Raw genomic sequence first — 21,225 nt, forward strand, 5'->3', positions numbered from 1 at the left:
TTTGCTTGCGTTTTCCATTCTTCAAATCTCCCGTTACAGCCAAGATCCAAAGTCTCCTACATTTCCGGGGCGCTTCAGTGTGGTCAATGGTACCCGCTGGAACATGCGGCGAGATGACAAGGGCTGGCACCCGCACTCCCAAACGGTCAAAGGAAAAGTTGTGCTCTTTCAGTCGTGGATTCTCTTGTGCTCCGGGCGGCACTGCCGGAGGGGGGCGAACATGGTCGAAGAAGCCCCCGTGCTCGTCGAACGTAATAAGAGGAACAGGCTGTTCGGCCAGACGAAGCACTGATTGCATCATACATGGACTTAACCAGTGCTTCTCCGCGACGAACGTCGCCAGCCGGGTGCATCGAGTTTCCATTTCTGAAGTCATTTAGGGCGTCATACTCCGGCTCGATGAAAATGAAACGCGCAAGCAGTGAGCCGTCGGACACCTGAGCGATGAAGTTCTCTATCGTCGAGAACCGGTTCCGTCGATTATGCATGCCATAGATGCAGCGTGTCTGTGCCACATCGCCCCGCACGATAAGCCAGTCCGACGGCGGCAGTTTCGAGAAAACAGTGCCGTTCGCAAAAGTGAAGATGGGCTCATTCAAGGCTACAGCCTCAAGGACCTGCGCGCTGCTTGGTGTATGGTCCAACCCGGAAGAAGTGCCGGCGACGGCGAAGAACCGATTAGGCCACGTCGGCCCAGGAACCGACGCGAACCAGTTGTCGCACACGCCGAACTGAGAGGCGAGAAAGGTTAGAACCGGCAGTTGGTCGGGAGTGAAGGCGCGAGGCGTCGGCGATGATGCCGTTCACATCTTCGTACGTCGCCCGTCTTGCACCATTCTGGCGCCAATGGCGGATATCCGGTCACGCCTAAAACAAGGCTGTCCTTCTGGACGGCGGACTTGCTTGCCACCGCCGGCCCGCACAGTTGGACGCATGAATCGGTGAATTCATGCCCCGGGTCAAAATTGAGAAAATACGGAGACCGTTCTCTCAGTCGATAGAGCGTACCACCGCGGCCGACATTAGTGACGGCCTTAACTTGCAGTCCGTTAGCGGATGTCGGCGTTCTGTCTGGAGACTGCCCGGAAAGAATCGCAAGGCCGAGCACGCTGTAGAACGAGCGGTTTTCCAGCATTAGGACAAAGATGTGAGTTATCGGGCACATATCACTTGGATGCCGGCACGTCCCTTTGACCGTCGCGCGCTAAGTCGCGGAAGCCTTAAAAAACATCTTACCCGTTCGTCGCGCTTCCGACCGCTTCCTTCGCAAAGGACGCTGTGGTCTGCCGATTGCGCTCGTATGAAAGTCGGTGTGTGACAAAGGCGTGCGTATTAGAAGGAGTGCTGAGCCACCGTGTACCCCGGAGAGCCAATCTACTGACGTATCGCCGGACGAAAATCGGGATATGAATGCGACATCAACGTCCCGCGGCTGCGTCCGGTCGAAACGCTACGCCGGTAGACGGTTGCGGTTGCGGCACGAGGCGCCGGTAGGGAGGCCGCACCCCGGTCGCTTGGCGCTACACGACGACGAGCGTCATCGTAACCGGTGATTTCTGCGACAGGTCGCTTCGATGTCCCGGCCCGTAATGATTTTGGGGAAGAAGGAAGGTGACATGCCGGCCGTATTTTTCCTCGACCAAGAGTTAGCACATATCGACGGCGTAGTTCGTCGTCTCATCCGCTTGGCGGAGCATGGGCAGATGGACCACTCGACGGCTGTCGTTAGTCGCACGTATTGGCGACGACGTATCGAAGAGGTCGTGCACCTCTCAAACGGTGAACGCGAACTCCTGCAGCGTGCGTCTGCGCTGTTGCGTGCCGTCGACCAACTCCCTGACAACGAGGTATGGTGATACGGGACGAGATTTTGCATGCCGTCGACAATAGGACCCAGACGGCGGTCGCGTCAGCGCCGAGATTACCGCCGTTCAATGTCAGTTGTTCGCCGCCGACGGGAAGTTTCAGCCACCCGTCGGGTGCCTCCACTTCCAGATAGCGCTGTGGTGGTCCACGCGCCTCCGGCCCCAGGCGCCTTGCCGGTGTCCTCCTGGATTGTCGAAATTGCGTGCTTGTATTCAGCCTGAACGCCCGCACTGCAACGGAGCAATAGGACATACTGGTCGAAAGATTCGATGTGGCCGACGAGCCTTACGCCATTCACAAGAAACACCGCGAGCCTCGTCCGCTCCGTTTGGAACGTGTTCAACAACGCATTCTGGCAATTCTCTGAATCCGACATCATTTGGTTATCCGATGCGCGTAATTGCAACTCAATCTCGCGGGTAAGGACGAGAGCGGCGTCCGTTCGTAAGGTCCAGCGGATTAGCGCGTGAACGTCGCCGGATTGGTCATGGGTCGCGCCTGTCAGAAGCGGCAGCTGTTGCTCCCCGACCGATAATACCCGCACTAAGTCAACTCGGCTGTGAGGATTGTCGATCCCATCAGCCCCGTCGCATAGGACTCCGGTGCTCGTTGACGAGAGACGAGCGGAACTTGAAAGAACGCTTCTAGACCGTCTAATGTCGACTACCAACCGGGCTTGTTCACGGTGAATATTCGTCGTGGACGACAGACTTTATAGGAAACGCTTTCAGTTGGCCGAAGTGACCGCCGCGCTTGCGACTGCGGCGCTATCGTGCGGGCTGTCCCCTTCATGTCCACCGCGATGCGCCTCTGGCTGATGCATTCCAGGATTCGCCTATGGGAAGGGGCAGCAGACCATCCGCTCGTGGTGGCGTCGCACGAGCAGACTATCAAATCACAAAGCGGTATGGCTTCACCGGTGTCACGGGACTGTCATGCGCTGCGTTACGAGGCTGGAAATGTCGAATTCACGTGTTGTTGCAGCGCGCAAGCAATAGCGATGCACCTGTCGTTTCAATCGCAGTCGAAATCCGACATGATGTGGAAAGACCCGGGAGGGCGGTGCTTGATATGGCCGCTCGATGCCGTTGAACGAGATGATGCAGGCGAATGGGATGGTTGCGTCTCCGGAACCGGAATTCGGCCTCCCGCGGTCTTTAGTCACAGGAGTCTCGCGCGTGCCCAACGAAGAAAGCCCCACTCGCAAGACACCGGCCCTGTCGCGGAGTTTCTCGACGACTCGCCATGTTCTGAGACTGGTCTTGGTAATCGCGGTCGTGGTCCCTCTTTTGTCCCTTCTTGGCTACGGATACCTTGATTACACGCACCGCACGTCGAATGTAAGCGAAGCTATCGACCGCCTCGCCCGCGTCGAGCAGGAACATGCGGCCGAAGTCTTGCACCTGAATCGCGAGATGGCCCTGCGTGTGTTGGACATGCTTAACGACAGCGATGATACGACCCTGCGGGCGCATGAGCCAAGCATTCACGCAAAGCTGAGTGGCATCGCCGGCGATTTTCCGCAGGTCGCGACTATCTCGGTCTTCGGCGCGGATGGGAAGCTCTTGGCGAACAGCAGTTATTTTCCAGCGCCGATGATTTCAATCGCCGGAAAGCACGATTTCAGTACTGCCCGTGCGAACTCCCGTCCTGTTCAACTTTCACTTCCTCTGCTTGGCAAGATTGCAGAAGCGGACGCGTTTGCGACCAACATTGGCCGATTCGGGACCGGCGGAACCTTTCTCGGCATGGTGTCAATCGCGCTGCGGCGCGAGTATTTCAGCAAGTTCTATCAGGAACTAACGGGTGGTGACCCAGCTTTGATTCTTGGCCTCGTGAGGCAAGATGGAGCGATTTTAGTTCGCTACCCCGACATTACCGCGTCTGGCGCGCCTGCGGTGTCGCCGACACTGCAGCCCTCAATCGCGCGTGCTCTCCAAGACAACCCGGCCTCGGGCCATGCGACAACGACCGCCGCCGTTGATGGCGCTGGGCGAATGTATTCGTTCCGGCGCGTGGGAGACGTTCCACTCTACGCAGTGAGCGGCTATGCGACAGGGGTCATTTTCGAACAGTGGTGGCGTCACTATGCACTGGTTTCCACCTTGACTTTACTGCCCTGCGTGGCTGTCTGGATGCTGGTCGTCTTTTCGCTTCATCACCTCACAGCCGAGCAAATCGCCTGGGAACAGTGGCAGAAAGAGATTCGAGCCCGCTCGAACGCCGAGGAATCGGCGCGCCAGTCGCAGCGCATGAGCGCGCTCGGTAATCTCGTTTCAAACGTTGCACATGACTTCAATAATCTGTTAATGGTCGTCTCAGCGAACATCGAAATTGCGCGCAGGAAAGGCTATAACAATCTCGAACACGAAGTGCTGACCATGAAGCGCGCCATGATAAACGCCGAATCGCTAACGAGGCGATTACTTAGCGTTGCGAGAAAGCAGCCGCTCAAGCAGCATGAGGTTGACTTCAGTAGCTGGCTGCCCGCAGTCACTGCAATCGTACAGACCTCAGTAGGTAGTCAAGTCAGGCTCGAGTTGCATATCGAACCGGAGGTCTGGAAGGTGTATGTTGACCCAACGGAGCTCGAACTCGCAATCATCAACATTGCAGTGAACGCGAGGGACGCCACGCCTACCGGCGGCCGTTTCACAATTCGCTGCTGCAATGGGAATTTGCCGGCAAACGGCGCCGACGTGTCCGGTGACGAATTCGTGATACTGTCTTTCACGGACGATGGTGAAGGCATGGACCAGGACACGGTGCGACGCGCTTTCGAGCCGCTCTTTACTACGAAGGTGCGGGGCGCAGGAACAGGGCTCGGCCTAGCGCAAGTTCTCGCCACCTTCGAGCAAATGGGCGGGACGGCGCGTATCGAGAGCGTTGCGGGTCTCGGGACAACAGTTCGATTATATTTACCACGCTATAAGGGCCCGGCAGACCAGAAGCTTCACGGCGAAACATCAGCAAAGAGACCGGAGACGCCTGTTTCAGGAAGTACAGTGCTCCTAGTCGAAGATAATGCGGAGGTGGCCGCCGGCATCGCAGCCGTCCTGGAGGTGTTTGGCTGCCATGTACACCACGAAATGAGCGCAGACGCCGCGCTTCATGTGCTCGACTCCGGAAAGAAATTCGATGTCATCCTGACCGAGGTTCACATGCCTGGGCGATTAAACGGTATTGACTTGGTCGAAAGGGTGCGCCGGTCGTGGCCGGCGCAAAAGGTTGCGCTGATGACCGGATATGCGGACGAGCTTGAACGTGCTGAGCGATTGGATGTGCCGATTCTCGCCAAGCCATTCGACATGGAAGAACTAAGCGCGTTGATTTCGGGTCGGCCAACGTGAACGGCTTGTTTCACTCGGAAGTGAGGCGCTACCCAAGCCTTAGTCAAGCGAGAAAATTTCTTGCTAGCGAGCATGCAGTGGATTCGCGGAAAGCTCCGGCTCGCTATGTGGATACGCGGCACGCCGCGATGGCGAGCTCGATGGCCGTTCCTCATTTCTTCAAACCCGCCCGCGGCAGCCAACGCCGCCCTGACGTAAGAAATGGCATTGGGTGTTCCCGGCCATTTCGACGCAGAAACGGAAGCCGAACTTGCCGGCCTCGGTTGGGCTCGCGCGTGAGTCGATAGCCATGGCTGAGCAGTCTCGACGTCGGGCTGAGGGCGATTCAAGCCACTGTGGCCCGCCGCGGAGTTCAAGGCGAGTGGTGGGCGTATTCGTCGACCTAGCATCCGGCAATGCGGCTCCGGAACAGCCTAGCGAACAATAGCCGGCGTACAGGGTCGCCAACGCGCGAACATGCATAGCCGTGACGTTGCCGAGCGTTGCGGTCCATGGCCCAGAGGCCAACGCGAGTACCTTGTCAACCCGCGTGTTCGCTGCGTCTGGCGTCTGCCAGGTCAATGGCGCTTTCGAGCTCAGCAAGAGCGACGGGCTTCGTTAGGTGCGCATCAAACCCGGCCGCTTTGGTACGCTGCCGGTCTTCCTCAAGCCCGAAGCCGGTCATCGCGGCCACGACGAGGGCCTCGTTGCGTACGACACGTCGCAGCCGAGCGATGGCCTCGTATCCGCTCATGAGCGGCATCGACAGGTCGAGAAGTATTAGGTCTGGGTAAAAGCTGGGAGCGACTGAGATGGCCTCGGCGGCGCCATAGGCCTTGCTCACGACGTGGCCTTCTGCCTCCAGAAGCATTGCCATGCTGTCCGCGGAGTCTTCATTGTCGTCAACAACCAAAACCTTGAGGACTCGTCCGGCGGCCGACGAGGGCTGGCTGGCAATCCCCAGGGGCTCCGGGACGTGCTCGATTGCGGGAAGCCAGATAGTAAAAGTGGCACCGCTTCCTTTGCCGGCACTCTCAACTTCGATGCGGCCGCCGTGAAGCTCTACCAGAGAACGAGCAAGCGTAAGTCCGATGCCAAGGCCACCCTCGTCTCTGGCAGACGAAGGGTCCTTCTCCTGTGCGAATAGGTCGAACACCCTGTTGAGTGCCTTAGGGTCGATACCACGGCCCGTGTCTCGGACGCGCAGCGCTAACAGCCGATTAGTTTGAACAAGCTCAATACGGATGAGGCCGCCGGCCGGCGTGAATTTTGAGGCATTGTCGAGGAGATTCTGGACCACCTGCACAAGGCGGGTCATATCGCCGTGGACCATCACCGGTTCGGACTGCATTTGTACGTCGAGCGTTTGCGACTTGCCGTCGGTTTTCGGCTGGACGCCCTCGACCGCCCGACGAATGACTTCTTGCACGACGAGTGGCGCCGTGGATACTCGCACTTTCCCTGTAGTTATTCGTCCCGCGTCCAGCAGGTCGTCGACGAGTCGAGTCATTTGTGCGAGTTGCCGGTCAATCAGGCCACGCGTCTTTCGCACAACTTCTGCGGTTGGCGCTTCGTGCCGATGTAGGACGCCGACCGCATTTCGAATTGGCGCAAGCGGGTTTCGAAGTTCGTGGCCCAACATGGCGAGAAATTCGTTCATCCGACGGGTCGTCGCTTCGAGTTCCTCAAGTCTTCGGCGCTCCGTCATATCGCGGACCACTTTGGCGAATCCGGACAGGTTGCCGTTCGCGTCTCGAATAGCTGCAATTACAATGCTTGCCCAGAAGAGGGAGCCATCCTTGCGGACGCGCCAGCCCTCCTCCGAATACTCGCCGGCGGCGAGCGCATTTTGCAGAACTTCCTCCGGATGCCCCGCGGCTATTTGGTCGGGGGTGTAAAACTGCGAGAAGTGTCGACCGATTATTTCCCCCGCAGCGTACCCTTTCAACCTTTGGGCACCACGGTTCCAGGTGGTGACTATTCCCGTCTCGCTCAACCTGAAGATTGCATACTCGCTAACGGAATCTACGAGTAGCCGGAAAGTCGCATCTCCGTCCTCCGCAACGTGCCGTCCGTGTTCCGATGCAACACCTAACGCAGCGTTGTCTTTGTTCATCGCAGTCCCCGGTTCAGTTGCGGTCAAGCGAAGCTATGCGCTTACGCCTTTGTATATGGTACGAGCAATGACCATACCACTGCTTACGGAAGAAAAAGGGCCGGAGTTGGTAGGGGCTGTAGCGCAGTTTCGCCGTGTCATATCTCGTGAAGAGGTTGGACCCCGGCCGACAGGCTTCGCTCGACTTCGGCGGTGCAATGCCTGCCGCTCCGAGCAAAGCCGAGCCGATGAAATTGGCAGCGCAATCCTGCCCCTAGCTCGCCTTCAAACGCACCGGTCGCACCGTCGAAGACCGAGCCCGAGCCCGGGCCCGCGCAGGCGCTCGGCCAATGTGCCCGATTCGGCGGGCGTCTCGTCGGGCGAAGAGGACGAGGCGGCCTCGTTGAAGCCGACCGAACGTGCCCGATGATTGGGGCTCTGGCCTTCGCGCGCTGATTCGCCGTCAAAGCAATTTGGCCGCCGATTTGATGCGTCGTTAGGATTTGCTCGGGCCGCTAATGACTCGGCTCGAAGCATATTCGAGCAGCGAACAAGTCTCTGTGCCGTGTCGGCTGAGCTAAGAAAGCCGGACGCCGACGTCGCACTGAAAGATCATGTCCATAACGAACCCGATGGTCAGCTTCACACGGTTCGGAAGTGCTGTAACAACGTTTTTAGGGATCGAATTGATGCATCGTCTTCGCAAGGCCGGTTCGATCTCCTGAAGCTCGGACTCGAGGATATCGCGGCGGCCGCCGTATGGAATGCCATCCTGTCGGAGCGATTAGGAATGCGACTAATATAAAACTTTGCAACCGGTTTTCCTATTTGCACCAGAACCCTCACGCGCACGGGTCATATCGCGCAATGCCGCCTGCGCCTGATCCGGAATCCGCACGGGGCTCAATGCCACCGTATCAGCGAGCGCCACGGCAATCGTTCCTGATTTATTCAGGCCCACGTTCTTGCTAAACCTGTTCATGGCATGCCCCCTTAATGACGGCTATAAGCCGCGGCGTAAGCGACCGCAAGCATACTGTAAGCAGTACCTTGAGGTGCAGCCGGTCCGTACATGATGTCTGGCGGCAAGCAGGTTACCCGCCACGCATGCCTGGATAGCCAATTGCAAGTCGTACATCAGATCACAGTGCCAGCAGTCGATATTCAACGCCGGGCGAGACAAGGCGAGTGAGAGCTTTACCGCCTACTACATGCCGCATTACGCGCGGCCGACCGCGAAATGAGTCGCAACAACCGAGTTGATGAACCCCGCGACGCAGAGCGGCCGCCGGGATCTGGTTTCCCAGGCCACCTTGGTTCGGTGGCGCACAGATCGCACCATTGCAAACCAATAGCGTTGTGACTCGAGCAGCGTTGTACCCAACGATCTAAATAACAATCTTGCACTAGATGAACAGCTCCATCTTGCGACGCACGCAAGCGACGTGCGGCTGCGATCGGCGATTGCATGCTACGGAAGAAACTGATCATGAGAGATCTGGAACGCCACGGCTCCGCCGAGCGCGCTATGGTTGTGCCGACTGAGCAATGCATCGCGGCATCCCGGATGAGTGCATTCACTGCGGCGCTCGAAGCACACACCGGTCTCTTACTGAAAGACTACGCGAAGCTGCACGCGTTCTCGGTACGCGAGTACCGGACCTTCTGGCGATTCTTTCTAGGCTGGTGTGAAGACATCGATTGGGGCGGCGATACCGAACCGGTCTGCGTCGGCGACGACTGCGAGCACGCCACCTTTTTCCCGCGCGTTGAGCTCAACTATGCGGACAACCTGCTCAGTCTTAAGGTCGCCGGTGCCGATGCACCGGCGCTGTGCGAATGTCGAGCCGACGGGTCACGGGCACGGATCACACGCGGCGAGCTGCGCGAGCGCGTCGCGCGTCTTGCCAGTGAACTCGAAGGCCTTGGAGTGCACAGCGGCGATCGGATCGCCGCGGTAATGCATAACGACGCGCAGGCGGTGGTTACCGCACTGGCCGTCGCGGCGATTGGTGCCACCCTGTCGAGCGCCTCGCCCGAGATGGGCGCTGACGGGCTGGTCGACCGCTTTGCGCCGCTCTCGCCACGCCTGCTATTCGCACACACCGCAAGCCGGGGCTTCAATACCGGCGGCTCGCCGTCGGCGAACGTCGTGCAGCTGGCGGCCGCATTGCCTTCGCTCGAAGGGATCGTCCTCCTCGAAGACGGGCCGTTGCCGAGCAACATCACGCTGCCGGTTCATTTGCTCGGCGCGCCGAGCGCCAAAGCCGACGCAACGGCTTTCGTCTGGCGGCGCTTCCCGTTCAATCACCCGCTCTTTATCATGTTTTCGTCAGGCACTACCGGCAAGCCGAAATGCATCGTGCACGGCGCCGGCGGTACGCTGCTCGAACACCTGAAGGAACACCGCCTGCACACCGACCTGCATTCGGGCGACAAGCTCTACTTCCATAGCAGCTGCGCGTGGATGATGTGGAACTGGCAGTTGTCGGCGCTCGCGTCCGGCGTCGAGATCGTCACATACGACGGCCCGGTCGCGTCCGTCGATACGCTATGGCGGCTGGTTGCCGACGAGCGCGTGACCGTGTTCGGCACCGGCCCAGCTTACCTGAAGATGTGCGAGCAGGCGGGCCTCGAGCCCGCACAGCAATTCGACCTGTCCGCGTTGCGCGCGATGATGTCGACCGGCGCGGTGCTGTACGACGGGCAATACCACTGGGTGCGCGAGCATGTTGGCAACCTGCCGCTGCAATCGATTTCTGGTGGGACCGATATCATCGGCTGCTTCGTACTCGGCAATCCAAATCTTCCGGTGATTGTCGGCGAGGCGCAATGCAAGAGCCTTGGGCTCGACGTGCAAGCATGGGAGAGCGGCTCGCCGGCCCACGGCGTCGGCCAACTGGTCTGCGCGAATCCGTTCCCGTCGCGCCCGCTCGGCTTTTTCGGCGATGCGGACGGTTCCCGCTTTCATGAAGCCTACTTCGCGGCGAATCCGGGTGTCTGGACGCATGGCGACCTGGTCGAGTTCTCGACGCAAGGCTCCGCGCGGATGCGCGGCCGGTGCGACGGCGTGCTCAACGTGAGCGGCGTCAACGTTGGTCCTGCGGAAATCTACCGTGTACTGAGTGACATCCCCGGAATCCGTGACGCAATGGTCGTCGACCGGCGGGCTTCTCTCACCTCAGTTGCCGGGCAGGGCGTTGCGGTGGCCGCGGGCGTGCCGGTGCGTTCGCGTGAACGCTGCATTGTTCTGCTTGTCGTACTGCAGGACGGCGTCGCGCTCACCGGCGCGCTGCAGTCGCAGGTGCGCCGCGACCTCGCGCGCCGCACCTCGCCAGCGCATGTGCCGGACGTGATCCTTGCAGTTGATGCACTGCCGATGACCCACAGCGGCAAGCCGTCCGAAGCCGCCGCGCGCGATGCGATCAACGGGCTGCCGGTTGCCAATGCAGCGGCGTTGCGCAACCCCGCATGCCTCGACATGATCCGCCAGCATCCTGGGCTAAACCTCGCGGTGAACACGCTGCCGCCGCCCGGCACCACCCGCGAGACGCTCGAGCCTTACCTGCAGGCACTGTGGGAGAGCATGTTCAGCTTAAGCCCGATCGCCTACGACGACAATTTCTTCGATCTGGGTGGCGATTCGCTGCTCGCCGCCGAACTGGCGACGCATGTACATCAGGCGACCGGGCTGACGATTTCGCTCGCGACACTGCTGACCGCGCCGACCATCGCCCGGCTTGCAAACATGATCGTCGGCGATGCGCGCGACGCGCTGTCAGAATCGCTGGTGCTGATGCGCGCTGGCGTTGGCACGCCGCTGTTCGTCGCGCACAGCATCACCGGATCGGTGATGGAATGCCTTGCGTTGATCGGCGCGTTGCAGAGCCCGCGACCGGTCTATGGGCTCGTCGCACGTCGTCTCGAAGGAAATGAGCCACCGCAACAGGACGTCGCTGACATGGCGCGCGGCTATGTCGACCAGATGCGCATAGTGCAGGAACACGGGCCGTACGCGCTGTTCGGCTACTCGTTCGGCGGGCTGATCGCGATGGAGATCGCGCAGCAACTGCATCGCGCGGGCGAGGAGATCGAGTTGCTGTGCATGCTCGACACGTACGTGGATGAACATTGTCTGCCGTGGTATCCGTGGCTGCGGCATCAGCTTGGCTACGTCGCGCGGCAGTGCCAGACGCTGCGTGAGATGCCGGCTGCGCGGCGCGGCCGATTCCTGCGCGGCAAGTTCGCTTGCGTGCCCGACCGCGTGCGGCTGCGGCTCGGTCGCACCGCGCACAAGCCCGCATTTGATGCAGTCGGGCTGCCGCCTATGCTGCTGCGCGTGCGCGAGACCATGCGGGTCGCGATGACGCGATACCGGCCGCGGCGATATCGCGCCGGGCCGATCCTGTATGTGAATGCGGTGACTCCGATGGTGGAGCGCGCCGATCCAATGCCACTGTTGCGACGCGTTGCGCGCGCCGGGATGAAGGTCGTCGAGGTGGAAGGCGACCACACCGACATGATCGTCGAGCCGTACATGCTGGCGGTCGCACGGACGCTCGACGATGCATTGCGGGAGGACGCGCCGCCGTCGCAACCGCCATTGCGCTCGCCGCGTTCGTCGACGGGCAGCGGATATGCAATCTGACAAGACGCGACGAAGCGACATGTCGTGACAGGGTTCACCGGTCCAGGCCCGCTCTCATGCAACCGGGCGAATGCGTCGGTCCCGGTGGAGACGATGTTGCCCATTGCCCCCGCGCCCGTCGGTTCAGGCAGACTTTGCCGCCCTCGTGGTATCGCTACAAACATGGTGGGCAGCAGCTTCGAAACCGCGCTTGTGCCCATCCGAAGCAGGGTTCGCTTTACCATCTCGCGCCCGGCCGCCATGAAAACGCAGTGCGGCAGAAGGCGTCAGCGAGGCACGACGAAACCTGATCCGTTCATGCATTCCTGTCGGAGATTCTTTCTTTCCGTCGAATCTTGAAGTGAAGACCGCCACAAGCCGGTCCATCGCACATCCGGCAGCACCCGCCTTGATCGCCGGGCTGATGGAACGCTCGTTGTTTCATGAGCCATGGTGGCTGGACATCACGACGGGCGGCGAATGGGCACACGCGGTTGTCAAGGACGGCCACGAGATCGTCGCGGAAACGCCTTATGCGCTGTTCCGAAAGGGCCTCTGGCGCATATCGACGCAACCGCCGCTGACTCGCACGCTCGGCCCCGTCATCAAGCCAGCGAAAGCGCCGTCAGAGCAGGAGTGGGGCGACCGCATCGAAATTGGCAGCGAACTGATCTCGAAGCTGCCGAAATGCGCGCTCGTTCAACAGACGCTCGATACGAGCATAGCCGAAGCGGTTGCGTTCGCGTTGCAGGGCTTCACCATCTCAGCGACCTTCACGCTTAAGGTTCCGCCAGGACGCGGCGACCGGGATGTCTGGACGGGCATGCGTGCCAATACGCGCAATGTGATTCGCCGCGCCAATGAGCGTCTTTCGGCCCTCGAGATGAACAACGCCAACGAGTTCGTGGACTTTTATGATGCGAACCTCGCGCGCCGCAGGCGCGACAATGCCTATGGCTCCAGCCTGATGCGTCAACTGCTCGGCGAGGTGGTCAGGCGCAAGGCGGGCATGCTGCTCGGCGCCTACGAAAAGGCACCGCGCGCCACGGGCATTGACGCTCGCGGAGCGCGAGGAGATTTCCCGCTCCCTGTTGTCCGGATTATCGATTCGGTCGATAGCGGCCAGGCTGGAACGCGCTCCTTCCACTATAACTCGCGAGTTGCAGCGCAACGGAGGCCGCCAAGGCTACCGAGCAAGCCAGGCGGATGCGATCGCCTGGGAGCGGGCTCGTCGGCCGAAGGTTTGCAAGCTATTGAGAAACCAGACGCTGGCGCGAGTTGTCGCAGCAAAGCTGAAGCTGCAGTGGTCTCCTGAGCAGATTGCTGGTTGGCTCAGACATGCTTATGCGGTCAACAAGGATTATCTGGTGTCGCACGAGACAATCTATCGGAGCCTCTATATACAAGCCCGTGGTGCCCTGAAAAAGGAATTGCTCGAGCACTTGCGGCGCTCTCGAATCATGCGCCGGTCCCGTCACCACACAGTGAAAACTGAGGGCCGCACGAACATTCGCGATGCCGCGTCGATCAGTGAACGCCCTGCTACGGCGGAAGATCGCGCCATACCCGGGCACTGGGAAGGTGACTTGCTGTATGGCAACGCTACGAGCCAGATCGCAACTCTCGTCGAACGTCAAAGTCGATTCGTGATGCTGGTCAAAGTCGCCAGCAAGGATTCTGAGGCTGTGGTTGACGCGCTGATACGACAAGCCAGCAAGTTACCTCGAGAACTATATAAATCGCTGACGTGGGACAGGGGTTCGGAAATGGCCGACCACAAGCGCTTTACCGTCGCCACCGACATTGAGGTCTATTTCTGCGACCCACAGCATCCCTGGCAACGCGGTTCGAACGAAAACACGAATGGGCTTCTGAGGCAATACTTCCTTAAGAGTACCGATCTATCTGCCTACTCACAGACCAAGCTCGACGCTGTAGCCAGGCGGCTCAACGAACTTCCTAGGAAGACACTTAACTTCGATGCTCCAGCCGAGCGATTCAACCAAATCGTTGCATCGACCGGTTGAATCCGCCACCGATGCAGGCCGCATGCTCACCACACTAAGCTTGTGCGTCGGACATCTCGTTAGCATCAACCGTTTGACGGAGGCGCGTAGCGGTGCGGTGGCTCGACAAGCCCATGAGGTTGCTTACTTGCTCTTTCGTTTTGCATGCAATGATCTGTCGGCGACCGACGTGTTCCGTAGCAAGCGCGGGCTCTCGTTGGCCGCGGTCAACCCCGCACCGCCGATCGCGGCTCGAACGCATTTCAACAACGTGTCCGGCTGTATTGGCTTTCCCGAAGCGGTGGTGACGAACAGCCATTGCGTCGTGCATTGGATGCTTCGGCGCGCGTCGGTCTGATGACCTTTGGCTTATCGCACCGGAAGGCGCCTACGCGCAATGGCAACCAGAGGAAGCAACTGGCGCCGATCGCCGCGCGTTCGCAGGACTGCGCGCCCGGGACGACCACCCGCCTGCGGTCTCTGAAGCTTATTGACCGGTTCACGCGCCATCTCATGAACATCGAACTGCGCGCCGACAATCGAGCCGCGCAGATCCTCGTCAATGAGACTGGCCAGAGGACGAGCCAACGCCCGTGTTTCTTCGAAATCGATATACTGAGGTTCTCTTACCCTAAACCCTACAGCGAAGCTACCGCTTCGCCAACCCCGCGCGACCAAGAGAGGGGCCGCCCTCGTCGACCTCACTTTTGATCGCATCAAGGCAAGCAGCCGGCCCGCCAACGACGATCCGTGCAGAGCTAGCCAGCATCAGATTGACGCTCAGCCCGAAGTCCTCGATGAGATAGCCGCTCGCACAAAAAGCGCCTTCGCTTCGGACCGACGCGGCCTTGACGCGCCCGACGAGCTCGTTCTCGCAGATAAGATTCGGCCATGCCTCGGGTCATATCCGGAATGCCGACCGTTTTTCCTGGCCAATAAAGCGGACCGTCATAGCGTGACGCGAGAGGGCAGCATAAACGCTTGCTTCGCTCGCTTGTTTACGGTCGCCCAGTCGCCGACGTCACTGCACGCTGATCTCTGCGAGGACGCGACGCAGCTTTTTCAAGTCGATCGGTTTGATCAAGTGATGGTTGAAGCCTGCAGCGAGGGCGCTTTCCCGGTCACTTTCTTGCCCATAGCCGGTAATCGCAACGAGGGCGGAACTTGCCGTGTGAGGCTCAGCCCTCAGCCGCTTGGCCAACTCGTACCCATCCATATCGGGTAGCCCGATGTCGAGCAGACATACCTGCGGCGCGGCTGCGCGCGCTCTTTCCAGCGCCTCTTGAGGGTGATGTTCCACTGCTACCTCATGGCCCCACTCTTCCAGGAGCATCGCTAATGCCGCCGCCGCGTCGACATTGTCGTCTACCACCATGATTTGAAGGCTTTTTGAGTCCTGGCCGTCGGAAGCGCCCGTTACCTGAAACTTGTCAGCGGCGTCTTGAGCGCAGAGGCGCGGCAAACAGACGGTGAAGCGGCTTCCCTTGCCAATACCCGGGCTCTCACATGTCACGGTTCCATGGTGGAGTTCGACGAGACTTTTCACCAGCGCCAGTCCGATGCCGAGCCCTCCGGAAGACCGGTCCGGCGTGCGCTGCGCCTGGCTGAAGAGTTCGAACGCGCTCGCGACGACATCGGGGGTCATGCCGATGCCGTTGTCGGTGACCGAAACGAGAACGCGCGCACGCTCGATATCGGCCCTCAGTTCTAGGCGGCCCCCAGGCTGGGTGTACTTGGCCGCATTGTTGAGAAGGTTGGCCACGACCTGCACCAGGCGCTTTTTGTCGCCCATGACCATCATGCTGCCGGCCGACACATGCCACTCCAAATGGTGCCGTCGGTCGCGAATCAGGGGCGTCACCTGCTCGACCGCATCGATTAGGATGTGCCGCAAGTCCAACGGCATCTGTTCCAGCGCCACGAGGCCTCGAGTGACCCGCGATACGTCAAGGAGGTCATCGACCAACTGGCCCATATGCCGGACCTGGCGGTCGATGATTGCACTTGTTTGTCGCACCCTCGCTTCGTCGACCGGGCTCGCCTGCAGCAGTTCTGCGGCCGCACCGATCGGTGCCAAGGGATTCCTAAGTTCATGAGCCAGCATCGCGAGAAACTCATCCTTACGACGGTCGGCGTCCCGCAGCTTCTGCTCTGCTTGCTTGCGCTCGGTGATGTCGCTTGCCGCACCCACCCATTCGTAGACTGCTCCTGTCGAGTCAAACATCGGCACGGCTCGCGAGAGCGTCCAGCCGTAACTTCCGTCCACTCGACGGACGCGATGTTCAAGCACAAACATCGTCTTGCTTTCGATGGCTTCCCGTACGGCCGCTTTGACTCGCTCCTGTTCCTCGACCGGTATGAAATCGTGAAGCCAGGAGTACTGCGGCCGGGCGACGTCCTTCAGGAAGCCTCTTCCGTGCATCTGTTGCATCTCGGTCCAGTCCGGGTTCATGCGGTAGATGACGTCTTCAGTCGCGCTCGTAAGAGCACGATACCTTTTCTCGCTGTCCTGCAACGCCGCGGCCGACCGGACCTCCGCGGTGACATCGACTGTGGTGTGCAAGATGTACGTTATCTGCCCGTCTGCCGCGAAGATCGGCGTGCTGATCGCGCCCCAAAAACGCTCCTCGTATGTCACCGAACCATCCGGAGCCACGACCCGAATGGGATACCTCTGGGCCGGCAACGGATCGGGCTTGCCTGTTTCGACAACGCGGGCGAGCGAGGCGCGCAACGTCGCCTCACCTGTGTCGTGCGGATCATCCTTATTCGACGGAAACGCCTCGAACAGGCTCACGCCGACGAGGTCTTCGCGCCGACGCGACGACGCTTTGAGGAAGGCGTCGTTGACAGCAAGAATAGTGGCCTCGGGCGTCGGCGACAACAGGTAACTACCGATCGGTGACGCGTTGAACGTCTCTTCGAATAGAGCCGGATAAACCGTTGGATTTTTCAACTTAGCGCCGCTCCCACACCGATAGCAAATTGGTCTGTCTACCAGCCCGCAAACGGGATGCCCGCCGCCGCGCTTGGACGGCGCGGGCAGCGCCCAAGTCTGGGGCGCGATACCGTGGGGCTCACCGCCGGAAGGACGAGTGGAACGCTTAAACCGCTTTTCAAAGCGCCGGCGTCAAACCCGACTTCAAACGCTGTCCCGGTGTCCGGCTCCCTTGAGCCGCGAAAGTGGTCCACGTTGTCGCGCGGCGTCTTGCGCTGAAGCGAGGAGGGCACTTGCCCGTCGAGTGGATAAAGTTCAACGAAGCCGCGATCGCGGCAGAGCTGCTTGAGGTGCTCGCCGTGCTCCTTCGCGTCCCGGCGAAAGACGTCGAAGCCCGCGAGGTAGATGCGTGGCTGATTCGCGGCGCGCTCGATGGGCAAGGGCGCGGGCGCGATCTTTCCGTCGCGCACTCGCCATTTTAAGCGCGCAATCTGTCGTTTAACCGCCAAAACGCTTTTTCCGAACTCTGCCGCCACATGCTCGGCGGAAAGCCCTCGGTCAAGCATCTCCATAACGCGTCGCTGTGATTGAGTGGGATTCCGCGCGGGCATTGGTCCAGATGTATGCCTTCGAGAGTGAGGTTTTTAGCATATGCGCTGACGCTCGGCGTCAGTCAGCGCAGCCGATGCGCCTGTCAGCGGCCAAACGATAGGGCAAGGGCGCTGCTGCGCCGGAGAATGGCGCGATCCATTACGCGATGTGCTCAAGTTCCCGGATAGCTCCGACAACAAGATTTTCTCGGCGTCAGCGAGCAGAATGCGGGCGTACTAGGAGATGAAAATGTTGTGACCATGATCCGCGCGCCCGAGAACCACAGGATGAAGGCGTCGGGCCTCCGCAGCGAATGCAGCCCGCGCGTCCGCGCCCGCGAACTTGACGTCGGCGACGATTTTCTCGGCTACATCGTGGATCTCGTCGACGCGCTTGCCGCCGTCGGCGAGGATAACCGCGGTGGCGTTGATGCCACGGCGAGTTTGCTTAAAGCGCTGCTTGAGGCGTCGATTGTGAATGCCATTCGTTGGACTTCCGAAGTTCGGCCAAACAGGGATGCTTGGCTCGTTCCCTGAGCCTACTGGTGGGTGGCAGATGTCAATTATCCACCGTTGTCTATCTTCCCCCATTGCCACGGCGATTTCGGCTGGTCAAAATAGCGTCCGGCGCCCGCTGGGCGGCGCCACTTTCACTTTTAGGGTCTTACGACAAATGGCAACAGGTACGGTCAAGTGGTTCAACGACGCGAAAGGCTTTGGCTTCATTACGCCGGACGCTGGTGGAGATGATCTCTTCGCACACTTTTCAGAGATTCAATCAAACGGCTTCAAGTCGCTCGCGGAAGGGCAGAAGGTGACCTTCGACGAAAAGATGGGCCCGAAAGGGAAACAGGCGTCGAACATCAAGCCGGCATAAGCGATCTTGCACCAAAGCGCCTCGATGCCAGTCATCAAGGCGTCCGTAGATCGGGCGATCGGCCAAGAAGTAGTGGGGAGCAGACCGAAAATCATCTTCGCATGGCTGCAGAAGTTTTACGCGACATTGCCGTGAGCCGCTGCACGTGGTCTGGCTTTGACATGGATGCGCGCCTCGCCCATGCGGAAGTCGCAGAAGTGCTTGAAGGAGCGCTACGGGACACGCACTGAAATTATAAAAACTCTGATTTCAGCGCGAGTGCGCTCCCGTAATTCGGCGGCTATCGGGCCATGTGCGGTCGTTCGAAGTCGTCGACTATTTTCGATAGGCTAGCTCCCCTTTGCCTTCGCCCAATGGCCGGTTTCCGGCGAGCAAGATGCGGATGGCATTGCCTCGACCCGGCCATCTACGGACGTTGGTCCGCAATCTTACGATGACGTCCGAACGTCGCGTCCATCGCAAAGGCAGCCATTCGCATGATGCCGCGTCGAACGGCACGAGCATAGGGGTGCGCTGCTGGGGGGTGGCCGGCACATTATGCCGCGACCTGCAGGTGAAAAACCGTCGAATATCTGACAAAGCCAGGCGTAGACTTATGATGCGTCGTCACATGGGCTCGACGTGCGTAGCCATCCGCGACTGACAAGCCGTCAATCCTGGACGAGGGCGTACCGGCAGGGGAACTCGGTGAGGTGCATTAACTATTCCCCACGCTATCGAATCTCGGCGACCTCGTGCCGGTACGTAGTTTCCACTCCCTCCTGGGCGGGTCCATGAAGGCAACAAATATGCGCGTCACCGCACGTCGGCGTCAACTCGCGACCCTCACGGCCTTCATGTTGACATTCGGCTTGTGCGGACAGGGGCTCGCGCAGTGCCGGCCCGTCGGCGAGAGGACGCAGGACATCGGGTGTTGGATAATCGAGCGGCAGCCGCTGGGACAACTGCAAACAGCATCGTTGTTTTGGTACCTTGGCCGTTACCGCTCTCGAGAGGAAGCACAAGCCGCTAGAGGGCCGAAGGGCATTGTCATTGAGGCTTATGGCAGTTCATGGCTGTCCACGATTGAACAGGCAGGCTGGCGGCAGCCTGAGGCGGAGCGAGTCATCGTAATCGGCCCTTTACAGATTACTAAGCCGGGGGTGGAATACACCGCTCAATATATGGAAGGAACCTTTACACCGGGAATGAGCACAGATGCACATTACCACCCAGGGCCCGAGGCGATATACACGCTCACCGGTGAGGTCTGTTTTGAAATGCCACACGGAAACATCGTCGGCCGAGCGGGTGAAGGCATCGTGATGGAATCGGGGCATCTGCATACCCTCACCGCTACCGGTATAGAACAGCGCCGGTCGCTTGCACTGGTTGTCTATGAGAGCGCGCAACCTTGGCGTTTTCCGTCAGCCGGATGGGAGCCGCAAGGCCTTTGCAAGTAGGAAATCGCTCTTGACCCACGAAGCAAACCTCGTTGACCCCGTGTGCGCAGAGCGAGTCGAGCGTCTCCGGCTTCGGGGCGCGCGACCGGTTTTCCGTTGACGACCGCGCGCGGGCGGTTGTCCGTTGAACTCAGTACGCGCCATTGTGAGCTGGCCAGGGGACCGGCGGGGATGGTCGCGTGCTGCCGATCGCCGTCAGACAGTGACAGGAGCCATCTTCGGACATTCGACGCTGGCATCCGGATCGTTCTCAATCGGGCTCCTTCAGCGGCTTTCGGTCGGCAATCCGTGAGTTGCCAACTCATGTCAGAATATTCTTTTGCTTCTCGCTCCCGAAACGCTATGTCCGAGACGCTCATCGAATTGCCCAGCGTGGCCTTGCGAATAAAAGCAGGCGAGATGCTTCTGGCCGGCATGACCCCGGATCAGACTGCTTCGGCGATGGGAATTACCGTCCAGACGGCCAAGCGATACAAATCCGTAGTCGAGGAAGGTGGGCTTGAGCAGTTGAAGCGCATGGGTGTCGGTGGCAGAAAGCCGTCTCTTGACGTGCATGCCCGATCGTGGCTCTCCGACGCATTGAGATCGCCCGCAACGGCCTTTGGGTTCGAAAGCGATCGCTGGACGGACGGACGCCTGTTGGCAGTGATTGAGCAGAAATTTCACCGGCGGTACTCACGGGTCTATGCGCGACAACTCATAATCGAACTCGGTTTTGCCGATTTGCTCAAGACGCGGCGCCCGCGAACGCCTGCGACCGGCGGAAGCGCTATCGGCTTACCGCAGCAGATTAGTGAAGCACTTCAAGCTTCCCCGCGGTCTTATGGATTGGACGCAGACCGGTGGACAAACGAGCGCCTTCGAGTGGCAATCGAGCGACGGTGCGGCAAACACTATTCGCGCAGTCACATCTGGAAAGTCGCGACGGGCCTCTGTCTAGGCCACATGCTGAGCAAAGCGCGAAAATGATTCCGCGGACAGCGCAAGCCGGCAACGAAGGGACGTTGGCCCGTAACTTAAGGCGGCCGTTCGGATGACCGCTACTGCGTAAACGGCCGCCGCTGGGGCGCGTATGCGCGACGCATGCCGACCCACCTCCGGCGTGGATCGTCATTCGCAGTCCATTCGGCAGCGCTTGAACGTCAAACGTGCCAGAGCCAGTCAGTTTGGTTAGCGTCCACGACGACTTCAAAAGTGAGTCTGCGAACAGCACCGTGCATGAAACGGCGAGGGCCGGCGTCGAAAATAGTATTCCCGCTGTCGAAAGAACAACCGCTTGCATCGTTCCCTTTATATCACCGGTTGTTTTGCCTATCTCATCGGTCTTCGCGACTTTCTCTGCGGCATTCGTCAATAGTGGCTCTTTTAAAAATGCAGTGGGTAACGGGCTCATGAGGCATGGGGGTTGAAGGCGGACAAGTCGAGCTTGCCAGCAACGAGAAAGAGGACCGTGCG

At 59.8% G+C, this 21,225-nt stretch carries 14 protein-coding genes and 2 pseudogenes; 9 read left to right on the forward strand and 7 right to left on the reverse strand.

The genetic code is table 11. The features are described 5' to 3' along the window. The coding region (locus tag AWB66_RS35185) for an alkaline phosphatase family protein (RefSeq protein WP_407642342.1) at positions 1 to 256 on the reverse strand (256 nt) is incomplete at its 3' end. Continuing rightward, positions 147 to 767, reverse strand: a pseudogene (locus AWB66_RS35190) (alkaline phosphatase family protein); the annotation flags it as partial. The gene AWB66_RS35185 and the pseudogene AWB66_RS35190, both read right to left, overlap by 110 nt. 849 nt (positions 768 to 1,616) lie before the next feature. Here AWB66_RS35190 and AWB66_RS33525 point away from each other — a divergent pair. Then, complete coding sequence (locus tag AWB66_RS33525) at positions 1,617 to 1,856, forward strand: hypothetical protein (protein WP_143328367.1); 240 nt, start codon at positions 1,617 to 1,619, stop codon at positions 1,854 to 1,856. Between the two features lie 65 nt (positions 1,857 to 1,921). Here AWB66_RS33525 and hfq read toward each other — a convergent pair whose 3' ends face one another. Then, on the reverse strand, positions 1,922 to 2,245 hold the full coding sequence (gene hfq, locus AWB66_RS35195; RefSeq protein ID WP_407642343.1) for an RNA chaperone Hfq: 324 nt from the start codon (positions 2,243 to 2,245) through the stop codon (positions 1,922 to 1,924). A 799-nt stretch (positions 2,246 to 3,044) separates the two neighbouring features. Here hfq and AWB66_RS30210 point away from each other — a divergent pair. Continuing rightward, the gene (locus AWB66_RS30210; RefSeq protein ID WP_235021314.1) at positions 3,045 to 5,216 is read left to right on the forward strand and encodes a hybrid sensor histidine kinase/response regulator; all 2,172 of its coding nucleotides are present in this window, start codon (positions 3,045 to 3,047) and stop codon (positions 5,214 to 5,216) included. A 520-nt stretch (positions 5,217 to 5,736) separates the two neighbouring features. Here AWB66_RS30210 and AWB66_RS30215 read toward each other — a convergent pair. Then, positions 5,737 to 7,311, reverse strand: a complete 1,575-nt coding sequence (locus tag AWB66_RS30215) for a hybrid sensor histidine kinase/response regulator (protein WP_087633703.1) — start codon at positions 7,309 to 7,311, stop codon at positions 5,737 to 5,739. Between the two features lie 775 nt (positions 7,312 to 8,086). Continuing rightward, positions 8,087 to 8,272 (reverse strand): hypothetical protein, encoded by a 186-nt coding sequence (locus tag AWB66_RS33265; protein WP_125469834.1) that lies wholly within the window; start codon positions 8,270 to 8,272, stop codon positions 8,087 to 8,089. A gap of 585 nt (positions 8,273 to 8,857) precedes the next feature. On the opposite strand from AWB66_RS33265, the gene AWB66_RS30220 reads away from it, so the two are divergent. The 3 genes and pseudogenes from AWB66_RS30220 to AWB66_RS33865 all read left to right on the forward strand — a co-directional run bounded on the left by AWB66_RS30220 (position 8,858) and on the right by AWB66_RS33865 (position 14,281). Continuing rightward, positions 8,858 to 11,938, forward strand: coding sequence for an acetoacetate--CoA ligase (locus AWB66_RS30220; protein WP_235021316.1), 3,081 nt, complete (start codon positions 8,858 to 8,860; stop codon positions 11,936 to 11,938). 1,001 nt (positions 11,939 to 12,939) lie between these two features. Beyond that, positions 12,940 to 13,944 (forward strand): annotated as a pseudogene (locus AWB66_RS30225) (IS30 family transposase); the annotation flags it as partial. Positions 13,945 to 13,966: 22 nt separating this feature from the next. Beyond that, a complete protein-coding gene (locus AWB66_RS33865) occupies positions 13,967 to 14,281 on the forward strand; it encodes a hypothetical protein (RefSeq protein ID WP_159462975.1) in 315 nt (104 codons plus the stop codon). Between the two features lie 663 nt (positions 14,282 to 14,944). Here the strand turns inward: AWB66_RS33865 and AWB66_RS30245 are convergent. Beyond that, positions 14,945 to 16,879: a PAS domain-containing hybrid sensor histidine kinase/response regulator gene (locus AWB66_RS30245; protein WP_087633705.1), complete on the reverse strand. Its 1,935-nt coding sequence runs from the start codon at positions 16,877 to 16,879 to the stop codon at positions 14,945 to 14,947. A gap of 38 nt (positions 16,880 to 16,917) precedes the next feature. Next, positions 16,918 to 17,433 carry a nucleoside 2-deoxyribosyltransferase gene (locus tag AWB66_RS30250; protein WP_235021315.1) on the reverse strand — a complete coding sequence of 172 codons (516 nt, stop codon included), beginning with the start codon at positions 17,431 to 17,433 and terminating at the stop codon, positions 16,918 to 16,920. 273 nt (positions 17,434 to 17,706) lie between these two features. Between AWB66_RS30250 and AWB66_RS30255 the strand changes: the two genes are divergently transcribed. The 4 genes from AWB66_RS30255 to AWB66_RS33270 all read left to right on the forward strand — a co-directional run bounded on the left by AWB66_RS30255 (position 17,707) and on the right by AWB66_RS33270 (position 20,739). Beyond that, positions 17,707 to 17,988 (forward strand): hypothetical protein, encoded by a 282-nt coding sequence (locus AWB66_RS30255; RefSeq protein ID WP_125469835.1) that lies wholly within the window; start codon positions 17,707 to 17,709, stop codon positions 17,986 to 17,988. Positions 17,989 to 18,124: 136 nt separating this feature from the next. Continuing rightward, the gene (locus AWB66_RS30260; protein WP_087633708.1) at positions 18,125 to 18,328 is read left to right on the forward strand and encodes a cold-shock protein; all 204 of its coding nucleotides are present in this window, start codon (positions 18,125 to 18,127) and stop codon (positions 18,326 to 18,328) included. 773 nt (positions 18,329 to 19,101) lie between these two features. Further along, entirely contained in the window at positions 19,102 to 19,770 is a 669-nt protein-coding gene (locus tag AWB66_RS30265) for a cupin domain-containing protein (RefSeq protein ID WP_125469836.1), read from the forward strand. 342 nt (positions 19,771 to 20,112) lie between these two features. Beyond that, the gene (locus AWB66_RS33270; protein ID WP_125469837.1) at positions 20,113 to 20,739 is read left to right on the forward strand and encodes a hypothetical protein; all 627 of its coding nucleotides are present in this window, start codon (positions 20,113 to 20,115) and stop codon (positions 20,737 to 20,739) included. The last annotated feature ends 486 nt before the right edge of the window (positions 20,740 to 21,225 follow it).

The organism is Caballeronia telluris, from assembly GCF_001544495.1.
Classification (GTDB): domain Bacteria; phylum Pseudomonadota; class Gammaproteobacteria; order Burkholderiales; family Burkholderiaceae; genus Caballeronia; species Caballeronia telluris.